The following is a 21,632-nucleotide window of genomic DNA, read 5'->3' as shown; positions in this document are numbered from 1 at the left end:
CGAACATGGAAGTAATACTTAAAGATGACGTTAAGAATCTTGGTTACAAGAACGATATCGTTACTGTAAAGTCAGGATATGGCCGTAACTACCTGATCCCACAAGGACTGGCAGTGCTGGCTGACAAAACCAACAAGAAAATTGTAGCTGAGAACGTTCGTCAGGCTGCCCACAAACTGGAGAAAATCCAGAACGATGCGCAGGAACTGGCAAACAAAATCGGTGATATCACACTGGAAATCCCTGCGAAAGTAGGCGAGACCGGTAAGATCTTCGGTTCTGTTACAACCAACCAGATTTCTGAGGCTCTGAAGGCTAAAGGTCACGATGTAGACCGCAAGCGTATTTCTTTTGATCAGGACGTGAAAACAGCTGGCGAATACACTGCCACGCTGAGCCTGCACAAAGAAGTGAAGCATCAGATCCGCTTCAACGTAGTAGCTGAGTAATTTTAGCCGCTACCAAGCACAGAAAGCGCCCTGCCCTAAAAGCAGGGCGCTTTTTTTATTTACTGCTTCCGGTTAATTTGCGCTATACCTATACCTATACCTATACCTATACTTATACCTATACCTATACCTATACCTATACCTATACCTATACTTATACTTATGTTCCGGACTGAACTGCACATACCTGCCAGTGGCATTGATCTGAGTTTGTCGAGTGGTATCGTGACCATTGGCTCCTGCTTTGCGGAAGTAATTGGCCAGAGGCTGCAGGAAAACAAGGCGCAGGTACTGGTAAATCCTTTTGGAACGATCTTTAACCCGCTCTCTGTAGGTAAGCTGCTGCGGGCTGCAATTAGTGGTTCTCATACCGTAACGGATAAGCTGGTGCAGCACAACGGCATCTGGTATGCCTACGACCTGCATTCTTCCCTCTCTTCCCCCTCACGCGAAACCCTATTACAGAATATTGACGAGCGACTTTCCCTGACCCGGAATTCCTTGCAGCAAGCCAGCCTGTTGATCATAACACTCGGAACGGCGGTGGGCTATCGTTTGCAGAATTCAGGAGCAGTGGTGGCCAATTGTCATAAACTTCCCGCCCGCGAGTTTAGCCGCGAGCTCCTCTCCTTCAGCACCCTGCTTAATGATATGGAACATACCTTAGAGGAGCTAAGGCAATTTAACCCTGGGCTGCGCGTCTTGTTCACTGTCAGTCCGGTACGTCACATCAAGGAGACAATAGAGGTAAACAGCGTCAGCAAATCCATTTTGCGGCTCCTTTGCCATGACATTACTACCAACCACGAGCAGGCGCACTACTTTCCTGCTTATGAGATCATGATGGACGACCTGCGCGACTACCGTTTCTACGGCCGTGACATGGTGCACCCGACGGAGGTTGCGGAAGATTACATTTGGGATAAGTTTGTAAATGCCTACCTGAGCGAGGACTTCAGGGGTTTTCTGAAAGCGTGGGAGAAAATGCGACGCGCCATCGCCCACAGACCTTTCCACCCCGATTCTGAAGCGCACCAAAGTTTTTTGAAGACTACATTCCAGCAGTTACATGAGCTCTCAACAAGGTATAGCCTGGACATATCAGAAGAAGAAAAGGGCCTGCAGCAACAGCTTGTCCCTAAGCCATAGGTATAGATTCTTTCAGCACTACTCCCCTGCTACTGCTACTCCCCACAGCATCAGCATACTTTTACCAGCCTTGTTCGTAGGTATAGAGTTCCAGCAGCCTGCAATACGACGACCATGGCCCAGAAAGAGAAAATACCGAACAAACTGATACACGAAAGCAGCCCTTACCTGCTGCAGCACGCTTACAACCCTGTAAGTTGGCACCCCTGGGGCGAAGAAGCCCTGCAACGAGCCCGGCAGGAAGATAAACCTATATTGGTAAGCATTGGCTATGCTGCCTGCCATTGGTGCCACGTGATGGAGCATCAGTCTTTTGAGAACGAGAAGATTGCCAAAGTCATGAACGAGCACTTCGTGTGCATCAAAGTAGACAGGGAAGAGCGGCCGGATGTTGATGCTGTGCACATGGACGCTTTGCAGGCTATGGGTCTGCAGGGAGGCTGGCCCTTGAATGTATTTCTGAATTCGGAAGCCAAGCCCTTTTATGGCGGCACCTACTTTACGCCCCAGCAATGGGTGAACCTCCTCCTCAACATAGCAGAAGCCTACACCAAAGACCGACAGAAACTTGACAAATCGGCAGAGCAGTTCGTGCAGCACCTTAACCTGAGCGAACTCAAAAGATTTGGGCTGCAGCAGAGTCAGGCAGGGGTAAGTGAAGAAGAGTTTGAAGAGCTCTACAAGAACTTAGGCCGGCAATTCGATAAAAAGCACGGCGGTTTTGGCACTGCTCCTAAGTTTCCGATGCCAGCCAACTTAAAGTTTTTACTGCGCTATCATGCTCACACAGAAAATCCAGCTACTCTCAAGCACATTAACCTCACGCTTCACGAAATGGCTTATGGCGGCCTCTACGACCAGATTGGCGGTGGCTTTGCCCGCTATTCCGTTGATGAGAAATGGTTGGTGCCACACTTTGAGAAAATGCTCTATGATAACGGGCAGCTGATCAGTCTCTATTCAGAAGCATATCTGCTCACAAAAGAGCCGCTTTACAAAGCTGTGGTGTATGAAACGATAGCCTTTGCAGAGCGTGAACTGATGAGCGAAGAAGGCGGATTTTACTCATCACTCGATGCAGACAGCGAAGGCGTGGAAGGTAAGTTCTATGTGTTCACGCGCAAAGAGCTGCAGGACCTGTTCGGAGCAGAAGAACCTATCCTGTCGAAATACTACCATGTGACGACGACCGGCAACTTTGAGCATGGGCAGAACATTCTGCACCGCCGCATCAGCGATGCGCATTTTGCCAAGGAAAACGAGCTGGAACTGGAGGTGCTGGAGGAGATGGTGATGATGTGGAAGGAGAAGCTGATGGAAATTCGTTCCCTGCGCATCCGCCCGGGCCTGGATGACAAGATTCTCTGCTCCTGGAACGCGATCATGCTTAAGGGCTTGGCTGATGCTTACTATACCTTTGGCAACAAGCACTTTCTGTACCTGGCCGTCCGCAACGCAGCTTTTATACTTCAACACTTTCAGCAGGGCGATAGGCTGTTACATACCTATAAAAATGGCAGAGCTTCTATCAACGGTTTCCTGGAAGACTATGCATTGCTGATCCGGGCGCTGATCCGGGTATACGAGATCACGTTTGATGAAAAATACCTGAGGGAAGCCAGACAGCTGACAGACTATACTCTGGACAACTTCTTCGACGAGCAGGAGCAACTGTTCTTCTTCACAGACCAAAACGCTGAGAAACTGGTGGCCCGCAAGAAAGAGCTACTCGATAATGTGATTCCGTCTTCCAACTCAGTCATGGCTACTAACCTATACCTGCTGGGTCTTTATTTTGATGAGGAGCGCTACGAGCAACTATCCGATGCCATGCTGGCGCAGGTAAAAGAGCTGGTGGTAAAAGAACCGGGCCATATGGGCAATTGGTCCAGTCTGTATTTTCACAAACTGCAGCCTACCGCAGAAGTTGCTGTTGTGGGGCCTCAGGCACCGGAAATGCGGTCCGAACTCAGTTCATTTTACATCCCCAACATGCTGCTGGCCGGCACCGAAACCCAAAGTGAGCTGCCGTTGCTAAAAGACCGCAGCGCCATCAACGGAAAAACAACAGTATACGTGTGCTATAACAAAACCTGTCAGCTACCGGTGCACATCGCAGCCGAGGCGCTGGAGCAGTTACAGAAGGGAAATGGGGAAAACCCGAAATTCGCCTCGCTATAGGTATAGCCATCACTTCCCAAAGGGCAAAGCTTGTCCCGGTACTTCTGGTGAGGCAACAGGTATAGCTATACCTTGTTGAAAGCCTTCGGGATTTACATGCTTTTTTGCGACATTTGCATACACAACCTATACCTGCGCCCTTGTCTGAGTTACTCAATTTCAACTACCCGCCGGAGCCAGCCGTGGATCGTGTCACGCTTTTTGCTGATGTGATTCTGCCACTGCCGCTGCCGAAACTATATACCTACCGCATCCCTTTCGAGATGAACGACGAGGTGCTGGTGGGCGCACGGGTAATTGTGCAGTTCGGTGCCAAGCGGGTACTCAGCTGCATCGTAGCCGACATTCACGAAAACGCCCCCGCTGACTACCAGGCCAAGTATATTTTGGATGTGCTGGACGATAAACCGATTGTAACGGCCCCACAACTCAAGCTTTTCCGCTGGATTGCCGACTACTACATGTGCACCATCGGTGAGGTGATCAATGCGGCACTGCCATCGGCGCTCAAGCTCAGTAGCGAGTCGCGCATACAGCTGCACCCGCATTTTAATCCCGAAGAAGACGACATCCCGCTGGCTTCGCAGGAGGTCAAGATCATCTATGCGCTACAGCAAAACCCGGCCCTTACCTTTACAGAAGTAGGCAATTTGCTGCAGGTGAAGAGTTATCATAAATACATCAAATCGCTGATTCAGAAAGAAGCGATCATCATATTTGAGCAGGTAAGTGACCGCTTTTCGCCAAAAGTGGTCAAGAAGATTCGCCTGACCGAGCATTTTGTGCAGGAAGAAGGTATGCTGGAGGAGCTCTTCAACCAACTCGCCACCAAGCCTAAACAACTCGACATTCTGCTCAACTACCTGCAGAAGGTGCCGGTGCACCAGAACATCCGCCTCAACACAGCAGGTATAGAGAAAAGCGTGCTGGCCAACAACCCGCACCTCTCCAAGTCGTCTATCGACTCCCTGATCAAAAAAGGCGTGTTCGAGCAGTTTGACCAAATCATTTCGCGCTTCCCTGTTGACAATACCGTGCCGCTGCAGCCCATGAAGCTGTCGGATCACCAGGAACAGGCTAAGGACGAGATTTTGGGCCTATTCAAAGAGAAGGACACCGTACTGCTGCATGGTGTAACGGGCAGTGGCAAAACGGAGGTATACATCGACCTGATCAAGCATGCGCTGGAGGCTGGCGGACAGGTGCTATACCTGCTGCCCGAGATTGCGCTAACAGCGCAGATCGTGACCCGCCTGATAAAGGTGTTTGGTGATAAGCTGGGCATTTACCACTCCAAGTTCTCCGATAACGAGCGGGCTGAGGTATGGCAGGGTGTACTTTCCGGTCGTTTTCAGATGGTGGTGGGCGTCCGCTCGGCGGTGTTCCTGCCTTTCCATAACCTGTCGCTGGTAATAGTGGATGAGGAGCACGAGCCCAGCTATAAGCAATACGAACCTGCCCCCAGGTATAACGCCCGCGAGACGGCCCTGATGATGGCGCACCTGCAGGGAGCTAAAACGCTACTCGGCTCTGCCACGCCTTCCATTGAGACCTACTACAATTGCAAGACCGACCGCTGGGGTTTGGTGACGATGAGCAAACGCTTCGGCGAGGCCCAGATGCCTACCATCGAGTTGATTAACGTGCGGGAAGAGCAGCAGCGCAAGAACATGCACAACCACTTTTCGGGCAAACTGGTTACTGCTATAGAGGAGCGGCTGGCGCGGCACGAACAGGTGATCCTGTTTCAGAACCGGCGCGGTTATGCCCCTTTCATCAGCTGCGACGAGTGCTCCTGGATCCCCAAGTGCCAGCACTGTGCCGTGAGCCTTTCCTACCACAAGTATAACAACGAGCTGCGCTGTCACTACTGCGGCTACCACGAGCGCATGCCACACGATTGTCCGGCTTGCGGTGCGACTACACTCCGAAGCATGGGCTTCGGTACCGAGAAGGTGGAAGACGACCTGAAACTGATGCTGCCCAACGCCGAGGTACAGCGTATGGACCTGGACACGACCAAGAAGAAAAACAGTTACCAGCAGATCATCACTGACTTCGAGAGCGGCAAAACCAATGTGCTGATCGGTACCCAGATGGTAACCAAGGGCCTGGACTTCGAGAATGTGAGCCTTGTAGGTATACTCAACGCCGACAGCATCATCCACTTCCCTGATTTTCGGGCACACGAGCGGGCCTATCAGCTGTTTGTGCAGGTCAGCGGTCGTGCCGGTCGCAAAGGCAAGCCGGGCACGGTACTGATCCAAACCCGCGACCCGCTGCAGCCGATTTTCCGCAAGGTGCACAGCAACGATTATACTTCTCTGTACGAGCACGAGATCGAAGAGCGCATGCGTTTCGGCTACCCTCCTTTCGCCCGCATGATCCGCATTACGGTTAAGCACGTTGATGAGAAGGTATCAGAAAATGCCGCCATTGTGCTCGCGAAGGATCTGACTGATCAGCTAGGTGCACAGTTGGTATTAGGACCGGAAGTGCCGTACATTTTCAAGATCAGAAATCTTTTCCTCAATGAGATCCACGTGAAGCTCCCTCGTGAGAATGTAAACCTACGTGCCGCCAAACAGGCTATTTCCAAAGTAATTCAGCAGTTATACCTGTTACCTGATTTTAAGGGGGTCCGGGTAGTTGCGGATGTGGATCCGGCTTAGGTTGAGGTTTGTGTAGGTATAGCTACTGTAGATTTTGCCTTTTGCCTAGGTATAGACATAGCTAACTTAGCTTTGTTGTAACTGCATCACAGGTATAGCAATCTGCTTTGTTTCATTGCTTCGCCTGTGCGGCGAACACTCACTTTTTTCCCTGATGAAAAAAGTAAGCAAAATACAGCATCGCGGGCTGGCGGGTGCTGCACCTCACCTACCTGGCGCGCAACCAGCCACAGACGCCGGCAGAGGCGCATATTGAGCCGCTGGAGGTGAAGGTGCTACAGGCCAAGGTGCAAAGGCCGGTCCAGACACTGGAAGAGGCCGTGGTGGCGCTGGGCAAGCTGGCAGGCTTTCAGAAAACAAAGAAGCAACCCCTGCCGGGGGTAAAGCTCTTAGGGGAGCACTGGTCAGACTGCATTATATGATCGAAGGGTATAAGCTCTTTGAGAGCCAACAAAATAACCGAGGTTTTTCCCTATAAGATTAGCTTCAAAGGGGGCAGGGGGATGTCAATCGTGATTAAAAAACCGCAGATACAAAGCCTATACCTAAAGAACTGACAATAGCACAAAGTCCGCTCCTGTTTTAAGGTAGGCCCCTTCTAAAAAATGAGGGGCTAAGGGAGATAATTCGCAGGGGTATGTAGTTTAGCAAATCAATCTGCAGATGCTAGAAAGCTATACCTAAAAACAATAATGCCACTTCATACTTCACTGGGTTATAAGAACCTTTGATGAAGTCGAAGATAAAAAAAGTGTTATTGTTATCGATCCTCTTTCCATCGACACCATTCGAGATACCAGAAAACACTGCAATTTCCTTTTTGGTAAAAACTCGCCTGAGGAGCTACTCGAAAAATTATTTCACTTTTCAGGAGCAATTGTAACCCTGGCAAAAACAGGGGCGTATAATGAGTACCTTTGGCTAAAAGTTGAAAGCCTGAAAGTTGGAAATATCTACCTAGATGTTTTTTAACTTTCAGGTTTTTCTCTTTAAAACCCTCTCCTACTCCTGTGGTTTGTTCCTGTTCAGCAGCACCACATACATGATTCCGAAGCCCAGAAAAGCGACCAGGAAAAAGATATCCATCCACTCGTATTCTCCCTGCATGATCTGCCAGCCTTTTACACCTGCAAATACAAAACAGGCGACGGCGAGCAAAATTCTAAATAATCGTTGGTTAGGCATAAGTAGTTATTTGAGTGCAAATTAAAAGGTATAAAATTAGCGGGACATGTAAAAAACGACCCAGGCTGTAATGATAACAGAACTTACCACATTCAGGATCATACCTGTACGCACCATGGTACCAATGGGCACCTGCCTACTGCCGTAAACAATGGCATTGGGAGGTGTTGCTACAGGCAGCATAAAGGCCATGCTGCAGGCTACCACCACGCCCAGTACAGGGTATAGCGCTGGCAATTGCAACTGACTAAGAATTCCGATGATGATCGGCACAAACGTGATCGCAATGGCAGTGTTCGAACTCACTTCTGTCAGCATGACTACGCCAGCGACCAGCACAAACACCAGTATGAGCAACTGCCCTGGATTCACGAAAGAAGTGATACTAGATCCGATTACATCCGCAAGGCCAGAACTGACCACCAATTGCCCCAGCGCCATACCTCCTCCAAACAGAAGGATCGTATCCCAGTCAATCCGTACCAGGTCAGCAGCGGTGAGCGTGCCCTCTCCTCCATTCTCTTGTCCGGGCGGAATCAGGAACAGGAGTAGCGCAGCCAATACAGCCACTGTGCTCTCGGCAAAATAGGTGCTCATAAAGGTATAAGCCGCTTCCATGCCCAATAGGTTAAATACGCCCGGACTCAACCACAGCACCACCGCCAGCATAAACACACCCATCGTTATCTGTTCACCTTTTGAAATGGGAGCTTGCTCACGACCTTGTGTTTCAACATATGCCCTTATACCTGTAGGACTGAAGCTAAACTTTTTGAAGTACCAGCGCACGTACACTAACATTGCGGCATAGATGCAAAGCGAAATAGGCATAGCCATTATCATCCATTGCAGGAAATCAATGCTGAAGCCTTCCTTGGCCAGGTAATTCACCCCAATCAGGTTAGGAGGTGAACCAATAATGGTACTAACGCCTCCGATAGAAGCACTGTACGCTATACCTAACAGAAAAAAAGGCCCAGCGCTTTTGTTTTCCGAAGGATCCTGAATTAACTGCAACACACCAATCGTAAGCGGCAGCAGCATGGCAACCGTCACAGAATTACTTACCCACATCGACAACAAATACGATACCAGCGAAAAACCCAGAAACATACTGAACAGACTCTTTTGAAAGATCGGCCGCGACAAGATGAAAAGTGCCAATCGTTTGTCGAGGCCGTGGCGGGTCATGGAGCGGGCCAGCAGGAAACTCCCGATAAAGAGCAGGATAATCGGGTGACCAAGGTTTTGGAAAGCCGTATTGACATCGGCTATACCTGTAAGTATCGCCATAATCACTCCCAGAAAGGCTGTCATGGAGAGCGGAATCACCTCCGTCATCCAGAAGACCAGGCAGAAAACCATGATGGCCGCTACCTTGCGCGCCTGAGGTTCAAGCCCATCTGTTAGCCACCACATCATCACTGCCAGCAAGGGAGCCAACAGCAAGCCGATGTTTCTTCTGGTTAAAGTCATAGCTATAAATATAGCTGAAAACCAACAGAAACCGCTTACCTCAGGTATAGTATGTAGGAATTTGTGATTGCTATACCTCTCACAAAATTACCGGCCTGTGCTAAACCAGATAGCGCTCCCGGATGATGTTGAGGTGGTGGATCTCGTGGCCCAGGATTGCAAAGCCCAGTGCTCTGACAGACACGCTCCGGCCGCTGGCTATACCTGTATGGCCCAGCATTTCGTCATTAAAACCTTTAAACAGCTCGATGGTGGCCTGGCGGACGGCCGCATACTCGGCCAGTATGGACGTGATCGGTCTTGCATCTGCTTTGCTTTGCTCTGCATAGGCATTCTCATCAAAACCAGGCAATTCAGTTTTATCGTAGCGGGCGAAGCAAAGGGCGCGGTAGGCGAAAATGCGCTCTGTATCAGCCATGTGCACCAGCATTTGCTTGATAGTCCATTTGCCAGGCTGGTAACGGTAGCTCAGCTGTTGCTCTTTGAGTGAGAGCATAAGGTTGACAATATACTCTTCGCTTGCAGCCAGGGCAGACAGCAGGTCGTCGGTTTCGGCATGGCCGATGTAGCTGTTGAAAAACTCGTCGTATTCAGCTGGATTGGGCGCAGTGATGACTCTTTCCATAGTTCTCAGATTTAGATAGTAGGATGATAGGTATACGTGAAGGTACAAATTAAACACGTATACAGGTTAGGCTTAGCGATAAAAAGCAAGGGCCTGACTTCGGTAGCCAGGCCCTTGCAGTTGCTATATAATACGATACTTTAGAGCATGTTTTAGTCGATGGAATAGCCAGGCTACTGCCCTACCAGGAAAACGGCATTCCCAAACAGTAATTTACCGTTGTGCCAGAAACCGCGGAACAGCGGGTTGTCGGCCAGGTACACCACTTGTCCCCTGCCCATTGGCTGAGTGCCCAGAATCAGGGCGTCTTTGAGTCGCTCTTTTGCTTTAGCGCCCACAAAGCCAGTGGCATAGTTATCTTTCTTGAGCACGCCCACGTTCCAGCCTTCTTTCATGAAGCTAAAAGTGTCAGAGGTGCGCACCAAAGCGTAGTAAGTATCGCCGTAACCGAAAGCAAGCGGATGAGTTTTATCGAGATTCACGCGGAACACGCTGCCCTGAACATCGTCTGAAATCGCATCACGCTCGCGGTCGCCGTAGGCACGCAGCAGCTTGTAAGGGTCTTCTTTCGTTTCTTTGGCTTTCTCCTTTTCAACAGTTTCGTCACCGGCCTTCTTCTGCAGATTAAAGTCTTTCTTACCAGCCAGGAAACCTGCGGCACTCTCCATCGCGATCAGTTTGCCACCACCGCGCACCCAGTTTTTCACCTGCTCCAGCGCCTGCTCGTTCAGCACGCGGCCATAAGAACCGGCCGGCAATATCAGCACATCGAACTCGTGTAGTGGCACATTGCCGAAGTACCCTGTACCAAGCACCGTAACCGGGTAACCGATCTGCTGCTCAAAGTAGTGCCAGATCTCCCCGAAAGCGTATGGCGACACACCCTCACCTGACATCACGGCCACCTTCGGCATTTTGAGGAAACGCACACTGCCCGAACCGAAGTCTGCACCGCTGCTTACAAATCCCGTCGTGGAAGCTTGTAGCGGCACGCCATGCTTTTCGGCAGTTGTGCGTACCACAGCATCCAGCTTATCGCCCATTCCTTCGTTTCCGGTGCGAGTAATGATCAGGGTGCCTGCCTCGTATTGCCGATTCTCCATCTCGAAAGGCTTCTCCGACATGCGAACCTTTACTTTTTGCGCCATCAGCTCGGTCAGAAATTTCACATCCTGCAAACTATTCCAGCGGGCCAGGTAAGCAAATGGCCGTTCCACCTTGATAGCAGTAGCAGTTTTAGCTGGTTTCTGGCTGCCAGGCTCCAGATGGTTTTTCAAAGCATAAGCCTGCAAGCCGAAGGCATAAGGCATAGCCCAGGAAGTGATGTCGTAGGTGAGCGAATCTTCAAGGTTAGAGTTTGGCTCAAACAGCACTTTTACAAGTGTCGATTTAGGCTGGTACATGCTCACCACCAGGTCATTCTGATTCACCCGTACGCTTTCTTCTTTGCCGGTGGCGTAGTTAAAGCCTTTGCTTGAGCTGCTCTTGCCTGCATAGCCATACTGGATCTGCTGCTGGTCAAGGTAGTCAGTCAGGGCTTTGAGGTTGCCGGCGCTGCGGTCGTCGGCCCGAAACACGAACGTCTTGTAATCGCCTGCTGGCTTCTTCAGGTTGTTGTCGTAGTATTTGCGAAACTCCTGTGTGAGTTGATCAGCTTTCTCGGCTGTAGCCTGCAGCGTAGCCAGACTGGCGATGTGGTGGTGGGCGATGCGGTCCGTCAGCGTGAGTGTATCGCCGTCCTGCTTCTTGTAAGCCAGACCGGCGCGACCGGAACCACCCTGCTCGTAAGTCATCCCGATGGCACCGTTAAAGGTAGGCCAGGTATCGCCGTAGCTTGGGTAGAACAGGTCGAAGTTTTCGCGGGTGAAGTAAAGCCAGTTGTTCTGGTCAAAATACTTGCGGTTGTAGTCGCCGATGGTGTACTGAAAATCGCGCTGCCAGGGCGTGATGCTTTCGTGCAGCGGCTTGGCGGCCGGTGAAAAGTAGTAAGGCGACTCCGGTCCCATTTCGTGGAAGTCGGCGTGCACCTGTGGCAGCCATTGGTTATACTGCGCCATACGCTGCTTCGACTCAATCTGTGTCTGCCAGGCCCAGTCGCGGTTCAGGTCAAAATAATAGTGGTTTGGTCTGCCCCCCGGCCAGGGCTCGTAATGCTCCCAGGCATAAGGCGAAGCATTGCCACCACGGTTTTGCGTTTGCTTATACCACTGCACGTAGCGCTCCCGTCCGTCCGGATTTACGCATGGATCCAAGATCACGACTGTGTTCTCCAGCCACTTTTTGGTCTGCTGGTTGTTTGGGTCTACCAGATCGTAAAGCACCTGCAGCACCGCCTCACTGCTCACCGACTCGTTGCCGTGGATGTTGTAGCTCATCCAGAGAATAGCCGGCTGCTTGCCCTGTACCTGTCCGTTGGCTATACCTGCCTGGCGCAGGTTGTTTTCGCGGATCTGCTCGAGGCGCGGCAGGTTTTCGTCACTGGCTACATAAGCCAGCAACAAGGGTCTGCCTTCGTAGGTTTTGCCGTACTCCTGCACCCGGATTCGGTTTGGGGCCTGCTGTGCCAGGTAGCTTACGTAATCGGTGATGCGGGCATGCGTTGTAAATTCTTTGCCCAAGGTATAGCCCAAAAACTGCTCTGGTGTTTGCAAGGCCTGTTGTTGTGCCAGGGCAGGCTGCAAACTCAGCAACACGAAGGCAAAAGCGAGCAATCGCTTCAATGTGTTTTGCATGATTTAGCTCTTTAAAGAGGGTGTGTTAAGGGTATGGAAATAAAGGTACAATCTGCGCAAAAAAGCTGAATCTGACAATTTTATACCTTTAAAGCTTGGCTATACCTTGCCAAGAAAAAAAGCGGAAGAATCAGCGTGGAATTTTAGCAGGCAGCCTTCGGTTTAATTTCTATACCTGACATTCAAATTTTTATGTGCGTACCTATTGCTATGTATCTGTTTTGGCGAAAAACCGGCAAAGGTTTCCTGGCATTTCTGGCAGGACTGGCCCTGATGACCGTGCTCTACATACTGGCCGGACTGACACTCGGCGCTATAGCTGTCAATAGTAGCTACGCACAGGCCACAGAATGTATAGAGATCTTTGTGACCGATAACGGCGTGCACACAGACCTGGTGCTGCCCGTCAAAACCGATATCATCGACTGGCGCGATAAGCTATACCTGCAGGACTACGCCGGCGCCGACAGCACCTTTACTCACGTGGGTTTCGGCTGGGGCGACCGGCAGTTTTACATGGAAACGCCCGAGTGGAAAGATCTCACTCTCACCACCGCCATTACCTCGCTCTTATGGCCCACCCGCACCGCCATGCACGTAGAATACATTGCCCAACCGCTCCGGCAGAATAAATACCAACAGCCCGTCATCATTACCAAAGCGCAGTACCAGGCCCTGGTGCAGTACATTCTCGACACCTTCCAACAGCAGCCCACCGGTGAGTTTCTATTAATAGAAGACAAAGGCTACCATACCCGCGACAATTTTTATAAAGCCCATGGTAAGTTCCACCTCTTCAAGACCTGCAACAGTTGGGTAAACGGCGGGCTCAAAGCCATGGGTCATCGGGCTGCTCTCTGGGCTCCTTTTTCATTTGTAGTAATGCGGCAGGTGCGGGAATGAGTCAGGTATAAAAAATAAAAGCCCCGGGTAAAATACCCGGGGTTTTCTTATTAAACCCTAATAGTCTATTGTTTGAGTAACTTGAAATGACTGTTGAAATCGCCCATACGGGTGGAGATGATGTACACCCCGCGCGGCAGGTTCGGATCGAGCGTGAGCTTCTCGATGTTGGTTCCCTTCACCACTTGCACGGATCGTTGCAGCAATTGCTGGCCTGTGGCCGTGGTTACCGTAATTTGAAGTTCACCGTCCAGCTCCGCATCAATGCTCAGCTCCACTTCTGAATGGAATGGGTTCGGATAAGCCTTCACCTTGTTCACCGACACTTCATCGAAGTGCACCGCCTTGACATTGAAGATCTCAAACTTACCATCCAGGTCCACCTGCTTCAGTCGGTAGTAACGAACGCCCTGCTTGCCATTCTCTTTGTCCACGAAGGTATAGAGTTGCTTCAAGCTGGTCGTATTCACCTTCGACTCCACAAAGCCCAGCGCTCTGAAATTCTTCGCATCACTCGACACCTGCACCTCGAAGCCTTTGTTATCGAGCTCTGAAGCGGTCGCCCAGTCTAACACGACGTCGTTGCCGCGTTTGGTGGCGTTGAAGTAGAGGAGTTCTACTGGGAGTGGGACGATTGGATCAGTAAAGATGGAGAATATGTTACTTGCATCTAGTGCGAAACAGGTACCCGGCAAGGCAGGTATATCACATTTTATTGACACCCTCAAGGCTCCCATTGGTTCTTTCATGGTAAATTGGGTGACACCTTGTTCCACCATCACCCAACCTTCAGTTGTACCATCACCCATCCACCACTTGATAGAGGAAATATCTACACCATTAAGATCAATCATATTCGACTCGACCTCAAAGGTATATTTCATCCCGAACTCCATTTTGGATTCATCCTCAATCTGGGTACCAGTTTCATCGAATATCAGGATCCTAGCAGTAACCGGGAGTACTGGGTTAATAGTAACAGTACTTGTTGCGACTTCGCTGCTAGAGCAGGACTGGCTATCCTGTATACGCACACTGTATTGACCTGCGACTGAAGTTGGGAAGCTGGCTACATTACCAGGATTAGTGGCTCCGGCTGGTACTGTCCAGGTATAGCTATATGGTCCTACACCATCGGCTGGTGTCGCAGTTACTGTGGCAGCTGTACCAGCACATACCGTCGGACTGTTTACTGTTACTGTTGGAAGTTCATTCACGATCACAGTGCTGGTAGCAGCCGCACTACTGGCGCAAGATTTACTGTCTCCTATACTTACGGTATAAGTACCTGGCACAGTAGTAGAGAAACTAGCCACATTACCAGGGTTTGTAAATCCGGCAGGCACTGACCAGGTATAGGTATACGGGCCTGTTCCGCCTGCTGGCTCAGCAGTAATTGTAGCAGTAGAACCTTCGCAAATCGTTGGACTGTTCACTGTAACCGTTGGTAACTGGTTCACTGTAACTATCACGCTCCCCATCGTCTGCGGACAGGCTGCTATGGTACCTGTGGCAGGCAATGTTGTTGCCTCTACAGAGTAAACACCTGCTTCTGTTTGGTTGCCAAATGGTATTGGCTGTCCATCGGAGCCCAGCACTTCCAGTCCTACATTAGTAGTTGTACCATTAACAGTTCTCACTAGTTGATATTTGACACCCGTTTGAGAATTAGACAAGGTAATCGGCACACCAATACCTCCTGCACAGAATTCACCATCATTCTCTGTTGTCAGTGTTTGCACTACAGGCAGCGGTGTTACATTTACATTTACCGGGCCGTAGGTCAAACAGGCAGTTTCACCCGAAGCTGCCTGCGCTTCTACCGTGTAAGCACCTGCCACCGTTTGGTTAGCAAAATTCAATGCGTTTCCTGTACCTGCCATCGGGGTGCCGACATTGGCACCATCGCGTTTCAGTTGGTAGAACACATTTCTTTGTGAACTGGCAAGGCCAACAGGTACGCCCCCACCGCCTGCACAGTAGGCTCCTCCGCCAGTCATGGTCTGTGTGCCAACTACTGTGAGAGCAACCTGATTTGTTGTAAAGCCTCTGGAGCATTTACTATTCACATCGTTTTGTCTATCTATCACTGAGCTGAATTCTACGAAAACCAAATCCCCATCACGGAAGCCTCCGGTAGGACCGGTTGAATTAAAAGTTACAGTATTGCCTGTCGTATATGTTGTTGAGCCCAGTTGAATTGGAGCTGTTATCCCAGGCCGTTGCACCATCCAATACAGGGTCAGTTCAATATCTTTCCAGAAAGCAAAAGCTGCATCCAGGTTGGCAGACATGGTTATTTCCCCATCTTGGCAAATTGTGGTCTTATCTGTGACCAAATCAACCACATAATTGATCGGTGCTGCTGTGTAGGTTCTGTTTGACCACAAACCGCCATTTGTGATGGGACTAATACAACTATTCGTAGGACCAGCGGTTATAGAAACCGCATAGTAGTCTTCAGATGAAAGGCCAGCGTTTCCGACTTCCACTTTATCGCCAAATGGGAAGTTGTCGAAGTTCTTCGTCCATCGGTAAGTGAAGTTGCTTGCATTTGCATCGTCGTTAACTCTTACACCTCCATTTACTATTGGCTGGTAGTAGCGGTATGCGTTATCTTTCAAAATTTGAGGTGCATTCGCCGGGAAAGGATAAGCTGGGTTAGGTATAGGATATGTTTTAGCACCTAGTAAATTTCCTTGCCCGTCTACTGGTTGTCCATCACCATTTACTAGATATGGATAAGTAACAGACACTGGATCCTTATACACAACTGCTCTATAGGTTGTGTTTTGGCCTCTACACGTTGGGAAAGGAACGGCTTCAATTACTACAACATACTTAGAGCGCTTCAGGATAACTTTCTTCTCTTCAAAAGCATTACATGCAACACTATTGGAAGTTTGTGCTAAGGTATAACGGATAGTGATTTCCTTTTCAGTTTCTGAAACTAGTGCAGTACAAGGAGTCAAAACGCCACCTGAAGTCATACCATTCGTACCTGATGGTGATACAATGGAAAAATTACCTCCCGCTACTGTTGGCGTAAGTGAGATAGTCCCTCCATCTGAGTACACAATCTGACCGTCTGTGACACCACTAAAGGTTGCGTCTGGTTTAGGATTCACCCTTACGGTTACGTTCTGGGGAGTTCCTGTACAACCGTTCGCTGTTATGATATAGACGTACGTTACATTAATTGTGTTAGCAGTAGTATTTACAAGCGTTTCGCTCACAGCACCCGTACCATCAGTCACAGCTGTGTTGCTTATACCTGCAACTGCTGCTCTGGTCCAGGTATAGGTAGCACCTGTTGTAGCACTTGTTGGGGTATAGCTAAAGGTTGAGCTACTACAGACTGCTGTTGGCGTCAATGTACTGCTCAGCTTTGGTGAAGGGTTCACAACTACTTTCACATCCTGCTCAGTACCGGAACATGAACTGCCATTAGACGCATAAGTAGTAGTATACTTGTAAGTAACAGTTACTGGTGCAGTGCCAGTGTTGATCAAGGTCTCGTTGATATCACCCGCAACAGCAGTAGTTACCGCGGTATTACTAATATTTGCCACGGCCGCCCTGGTCCAAGAAAAAGTGGCTCCAATAGTTGCACTTTGAGGGGTATAGCTAAACGGTGTACCACTGCAGACAGGGTCAGCCGTAAGCGTGCTGCTTAAAACCGGTCTTGGATTTACGGTTATCACTACATTCTGCTCACTTCCAGCACAATTATTCGCAGTTGTGGTGTAAACATAAGTCACATCAATTGGATCAGTGGTTGTGTTAACCAGTGTTTCGCTGATGGAGCCGGCCCTAGGGCTAGTCACTGCTGCGTTACTGATGCCATTCACTGCGGCTCTGGTCCATGTGAAGCTAGCATTCGGTGTAAGGCTTTGGGGTGTATAGCTAAATACACTGCCACTACAAACTGAAGCTGAGGTCGGAATATTGTTCAGCACAGGTCTTGGGTGTACCGTCACCACAAGGTTCTGCGGCTCACCATTACAGCCGTTTGCCCGTGCTGTAATTTCGTAAGTTACTGTGATCGGCGCTGTAGTCGTATTGGTGAGTACTTCACTGATGTTGCCAGTTCCACTGGAAGCCGCATTACCACCCGATGCTGACCTGGACCAAGAGAAAGTAGACCCCTCTGTTGCACTCGCAGGCTCATAGCTGAAGGTGTTGCCGCTGCATACATTAGCTGTAAGCAGTGAACTCAGTTTAGGGCTTGGGTTAACCGTTACCACTACATCCTGAGGAGTACCTGCACAGCTATTAGCGCTTGTAATGAACTGATAGGTAACATTAACCGGATTCGCTGATGCGTTGGTTAAGACTTGGCTGATACTCCCCGTACCACTTGTAGCCCCACCTGAGATGCTTGCAGGAGCAGTACGGGTCCATGTATAAGTTTCTTCCTCTGTGTCGCTGTCAGGTTCATAACTAAACGTTGCGCCGCTACAGATAGCTGCAGGCGTTAAAGTGGTGTTTAAATGAGGTCTTGGATTTACTCTCACCACTACGTTCTGTGTATTGGAGCAACCGTTAGCAGTTAAGGTATAGGTATAGGTAACATCAATCGGGTTAGGGGTAGTGTTAGTTAATATATGTTCTACCCTAGCTCCTGAACCACTAGCATCTGCTGTTGTTGTTATACCTGCTACAGGCTTCCGTACCCAACTGAAAGTTGTATTAGAAGTTGCGCTTCTAGCAGTATAATCAAATTCAGCGCCACCACAGATAGCAGGAGGTGCCAATAGACTGCTTAATGTAGGCGTTGGATTGACACGCACTACTAGATTTTGTACAGGCCCACTACATCCCTCGTCATCGCTAGTAGTATACATATAAGTTACGTTGACGGCTGCTGCTGTGGTATTAACGAGTGTTTCGTTAATACCACCTGTGCCACTAGCAGCATCATTGCTGATACCAACAACCTCAGCACGTGTCCAAGTAAACGATTTACTGCCTTCACTTCCTTCTGGACTAAATGTAAAAGCTGTACCAGTACAGAGAGCCGAGCTTGCACTTGCTAGGTTCGTAACACGAAGTAAAGGTTTCACTGTCACTTTTACAGGCTCACTTGTTATAGAACAGCCTGATCCAACTCTGGCAACCCTACGATACCATTTGTCACCTGTAAGGCTTGATGTAAATGTGAAGTCTTTATCGGTTGCACCAGTTATATTAGAGAAGCTTGTTCCATTACTACTCACCCTCCATTGATAAGTCACTGTTCCAAGGTCAGAGGTTGACGTTTGCCCCTCCAGAGTTGTGGGAATAGCATTATAGCATATCGTTTGGGCACCAGATATAATATTGGTATTCAGGATGGTTGACTGTACTTGGGTTACTGAAGAAGTAGTTGTACAATCATTCTCCCCCTTAACAACCACATAGTAGTAGCCTTCAACGTTAGTAGTATAGGTATTCTGATCAGTGCCAACATGTTCATCATCGCCTCCTTGCACAACTTTGTACCAGGTATAGCGATAGCCTGTACCAGTGCGGGCAGTTAAGGTAGCGGAGGCAGGCGGGCAGAAGTAATCGTTGGCCCCATCCAAAATTTCAGCTATCGGCATTGCCACGATTCTGATACTTACCGGCTCGCTAAAGCTGGTACAGTTTCCGGAAACAACTTTGCGTCTGTAATAGGTGGTTTTGGAAGTGTTTACAACTTCTTCTTCCGGTGTATAGTTGAGGTCCTTACTAGCACCTGGTGCATCTCCCCAACCGCTGGTGCCATTAGCACTCTGCTCCCACTGGTAACTCACCTCATCCGGACTTCCTCCCAAAACGGTTCCGGTAATTTGGCTAATCGTTTCGCCAGAGCAAACTACCTGGTTTGCTGATGTGATGGTGTTTGTTATGGATGGGGTGACTGTCACAGCAACCGGTTCCCCAATTGAAACACAACTACCTGACTCAACCGCTCTCCGGTAATACATAGTGCCTGCTTCTGAGATAGAAGGAGTATAGGAGGCTCCATTGTTCGTATTTTCGGCCGGTTCCCAATCGCTGGTGCCATTCGGACTTTGCTCCCACAGGTACGATTTAGCTGCTACGCCACCGCCTACTGTACTGCTCAGAGCAGTACCAAAACCACCTACAGTCTGGCAGTATTGCGTTACACCAGTAATGGCTCCTTGGGTAAGGGTTGGCGTGACAGTAATCGTAACAGTTTGCGGCGTTGACTGGCAGCCATCGATCACACCTACTACGGTGTATGTGGTTGTGACAGTTGGTGTAACTGTAACTTTATCACTTGTGGCGCCAGCAGGCATGCCTGTACCAGACCAGATGTAGCTATCAGCGCCTTCTGCTGTCAGTTCAACAGTTTCTCCCTGGCAGATCGCGTTCTCACTCGCCTCCACCGTAATGGTTGGGTTCGATTTAACCAATACTGGAAACGCAGCAGAAGTTACAGAGCACTCTCCTGCACTTACCGTTCTTCTATACCACGAAGTACCAGTTGCGGTAGTTAATGGAGTAAAATTCGCTGATGTTCCCACCTCAGTCCAAAGACCGTTGGCACCTGTAGTGCTTCTTTCCCATTTATAAGACTTGGTAGCACTACCTCCTCCTGTTATGGAAGCTGTTATAGCGGTTGCCGAAGCATTGTGGCAGTATTCGTTTACACCTGAAATAACTCCCTGTGTCAGTGCTGGGGTTACATTGATGGTGATAGTCCTTGGCGCAGAGGGACAATCATCTGTGGTTCCTATTACGGTATAGGTAGTAGTGACTGTAGGTGTAACAGTAAGTGTGTTACCTGTTGTGCCAGCAGCTATACCTGTACCAGACCAAACGTAAGAGTTTGCCCCAGCAGCTGATAAAACAACAGATTCACCTTGGCATACAGCAGTATCATCATTCTGCGCAGACACCGTTACAACAGGCGTTGGCTTGATCGTGATGGTGCGGGTTGTGGCAGGGCCTGGTTTACCACAAGTGTTGAAAGCTACTACTGATACTTGCACAGGACCGGCAGTATTACCAAAGTTCAGGCGTGCAGTCCTGGTATTGCCTCCAGAAACAATAGTTGCACCACCTGACACAACGGTCCATTGGTAAGATGTAACATCACTGTTTGTAGGCACAGAAAGTTCAACATTAGATTCTCCCGGACAAATTTCTGACACACCTGAAATAGTGCCTGCAGACTGCAAGGCGTTCACAGGTTTGCTAAAAGCCTCTGACTCGCCATTGTCTTGAGCAGGTGCCGGATTTTTGACTACAATAGACAAATTTCCTGCAGAGGCTAATTCAGCAGCGCTTATGGAAGTGGTAAGAGTAGTTGAATTCGTAAAAGTTGCTGGTCTTGATTGACCATTGACTAACATAGTGGCCCCAGTCACAAAGTTTGTACCGGTAATAGTGATCGTAGTTGCAGGGTCGCCAACTGACAAACAACCGCTTACGGTACTGATAGTAGGTTTCCTGTTGTTAACGGTAAAGGCGTTGCTAATAACACTGGAGGCCCCTGTACTAGAGGCGGAAAGTGTATACCCTATACCGACTCTATTGATGCTATAACCCGAGAAAGTAACCACGCCATTTGAAGTAGAAGAAGTGCCTGCTATTAATGAACCACTTCCAGGGTTGGATCCAAGCGCCAGGGAGATAGAAGGATTTGGTACTATGTTACTAAACTGGTCTCTAGCCTGAACTTGCACTGCAGGAGTTATGGATTCTCCTAGTAGCTCATCAGATGGCTGCGTGATGAATGCAAGTTGTTTTACTGCACCAGGAGCTTGAGATATAGATTGAGACAAAGTAGTAGGCAGTCCTGAAACTAATGCACCCCCAGATACTTCAACTCTGATACTTCCAGTAGCAGGTATGCTGGTACCATCTAAGGCTTGAACCTGAACGCCGGAGATAACTATTTCATCTCTCTTATTTGTATTATTAACTGTTAATGAAAAAGTAATTGTTGAGCCATCTGAGCTATAAGCTGCAGCCCCTAAAGTTATATTAGTAGTTCCATTGTCATCGAATAACCCTGCAGTTCGTGTGACGCCAGTACTCCTAAACCGCCAGCCTGCAGGTGCTCTCAGCACTATATTACCACTGGATGCAAAGTCATTAACAGACTCTTCTCTAATGGTGATGGCACCTATAGGTGTATAACTTGGAGTTGTAAGAGTGGCATTCGCTGCTAAATCAGCAGAAATAGGAAATGTTCCTCCTCCTGTGACTGTTACACCCACAGCCGCCATTAAATACACAGAACCAGCCAGAATCATCAGGCTGG

The 21,632-nt window shown here is 49.2% G+C and carries 11 protein-coding genes; 6 read left to right on the top strand and 5 right to left on the bottom strand.

The window, feature by feature from the left end; all coding sequences use genetic code 11:
• Positions 1–5 precede the first annotated feature (5 nt).
• The 5 genes from rplI to K3G39_RS08080 all read left to right on the top strand — a co-directional run bounded on the left by rplI (position 6) and on the right by K3G39_RS08080 (position 6,873).
• A complete protein-coding gene (rplI, locus tag K3G39_RS08100) occupies positions 6–449 on the top strand; it encodes a 50S ribosomal protein L9 (RefSeq protein WP_220625684.1) in 444 nt (147 codons plus the stop codon).
• A gap of 162 nt (positions 450–611) precedes the next feature.
• Entirely contained in the window at positions 612–1,598 is a 987-nt protein-coding gene (locus K3G39_RS08095) for a GSCFA domain-containing protein (RefSeq protein ID WP_220625683.1), read from the top strand.
• Between the two features lie 114 nt (positions 1,599–1,712).
• Entirely contained in the window at positions 1,713–3,779 is a 2,067-nt protein-coding gene (locus K3G39_RS08090; RefSeq protein ID WP_220625682.1) for a thioredoxin domain-containing protein, read from the top strand.
• A 140-nt stretch (positions 3,780–3,919) separates the two neighbouring features.
• Positions 3,920–6,451 (top strand): primosomal protein N', encoded by a 2,532-nt coding sequence (gene priA, locus K3G39_RS08085; protein ID WP_220625681.1) that lies wholly within the window; start codon positions 3,920–3,922, stop codon positions 6,449–6,451.
• 194 nt (positions 6,452–6,645) lie between these two features.
• Entirely contained in the window at positions 6,646–6,873 is a 228-nt protein-coding gene (locus K3G39_RS08080) for a hypothetical protein (RefSeq protein ID WP_220625680.1), read from the top strand.
• Positions 6,874–7,453: 580 nt separating this feature from the next.
• On the opposite strand, the gene K3G39_RS08075 is transcribed toward K3G39_RS08080, so the two are convergent.
• The 4 genes from K3G39_RS08075 to K3G39_RS08060 form a co-directional block, all read right to left on the bottom strand.
• Positions 7,454–7,636 carry a hypothetical protein gene (locus tag K3G39_RS08075; protein WP_220625679.1) on the bottom strand — a complete coding sequence of 61 codons (183 nt, stop codon included), beginning with the start codon at positions 7,634–7,636 and terminating at the stop codon, positions 7,454–7,456.
• A gap of 36 nt (positions 7,637–7,672) precedes the next feature.
• Complete coding sequence (locus K3G39_RS08070) at positions 7,673–9,112, bottom strand: DASS family sodium-coupled anion symporter (protein ID WP_220625678.1); 1,440 nt, start codon at positions 9,110–9,112, stop codon at positions 7,673–7,675.
• Positions 9,113–9,212: 100 nt separating this feature from the next.
• On the bottom strand, positions 9,213–9,737 hold the full coding sequence (locus K3G39_RS08065) for a DinB family protein (protein ID WP_220625677.1): 525 nt from the start codon (positions 9,735–9,737) through the stop codon (positions 9,213–9,215).
• 173 nt (positions 9,738–9,910) lie between these two features.
• A complete protein-coding gene (locus K3G39_RS08060; protein ID WP_220625676.1) occupies positions 9,911–12,469 on the bottom strand; it encodes a M14 family metallopeptidase in 2,559 nt (852 codons plus the stop codon).
• A gap of 192 nt (positions 12,470–12,661) precedes the next feature.
• Between K3G39_RS08060 and K3G39_RS08055 the strand changes: the two genes are divergently transcribed.
• Positions 12,662–13,372 (top strand): TIGR02117 family protein, encoded by a 711-nt coding sequence (locus tag K3G39_RS08055; RefSeq protein WP_220625675.1) that lies wholly within the window; start codon positions 12,662–12,664, stop codon positions 13,370–13,372.
• Positions 13,373–13,437: 65 nt separating this feature from the next.
• On the opposite strand, the gene K3G39_RS08050 is transcribed toward K3G39_RS08055, so the two are convergent.
• Complete coding sequence (locus K3G39_RS08050; RefSeq protein ID WP_220625674.1) at positions 13,438–20,622, bottom strand: PKD-like domain-containing protein; 7,185 nt, start codon at positions 20,620–20,622, stop codon at positions 13,438–13,440.
• Positions 20,623–21,632 lie beyond the last annotated feature (1,010 nt).

The organism is Pontibacter sp. HSC-14F20 (assembly GCF_019599265.1).
Classification (GTDB): Bacteria; Bacteroidota; Bacteroidia; order Cytophagales; family Hymenobacteraceae; genus Pontibacter.
The sequence above is the reverse complement of the archived record's forward strand: the minus strand, read 5'-3'. Positions and strand labels throughout refer to the sequence as shown.